The organism is Lachnoanaerobaculum saburreum DSM 3986 (assembly GCF_000185385.1).
GTDB lineage: Bacteria > Bacillota > Clostridia > Lachnospirales > Lachnospiraceae > Lachnoanaerobaculum > Lachnoanaerobaculum saburreum.
This window is the reverse complement of the sequence record NZ_GL622330.1, coordinates 1-530: the sequence shown is the minus strand read 5'-3', so window position 1 is coordinate 530 and position 530 is coordinate 1. Positions and strand designations below refer to the sequence as shown.

Genomic DNA, 530 nt, shown 5'->3' with positions numbered 1-530 from the left:
ATGCGTGTAAATAAAGACTATGTAGCCGGCGATACGGTAATTAAGCATGTGGATGAACTGTTGATGCTGATGACTGCAATGACAAGGGACTATAGATTTGAGAAAACCATAAACGAAGTGAAAGGAAAGGAGCATGTAACTATGTGTGAAGTACTTGATAGAGTAGAAGCAAGAGGTATAGAAAAGGGAATAGCAAAAGGAAGAGAAGAAGGTATTAAAGAAGGTATTAGAGAAGGCATTAAAGAGGGCATTAAAGAAGGAACTGTAAATGTTCTTATCTCTTTGGTAAAGGATGGAATTCTAAGCATTGCGGATGCGGCAAAAAGAGCGAATATGAGCGAAGAAAGCTTTATACAGTATATAAAATGATATTTAAATTAGAATCGGAAAATAATGGGGAAAGTCCCTGTTATTATATATGTTTTTAGGTGGACTGCTTCTAAGCCCACCTATATTTATTTTCTGCAAAAATAATCAATCTTCAATCTTTTTGTAAAATTCTTAGGTTGACTTTTATAGTCTTAATATCT

At 34.2% G+C, this 530-nt stretch carries 1 pseudogene; it reads left to right on the top strand.

The annotated features are described in order from the left end of the window. A pseudogene (locus HMPREF0381_RS15105) lies at window positions 1-369 on the top strand (Rpn family recombination-promoting nuclease/putative transposase); the annotation flags it as partial. Window positions 370-530 lie beyond the last annotated feature (161 nt).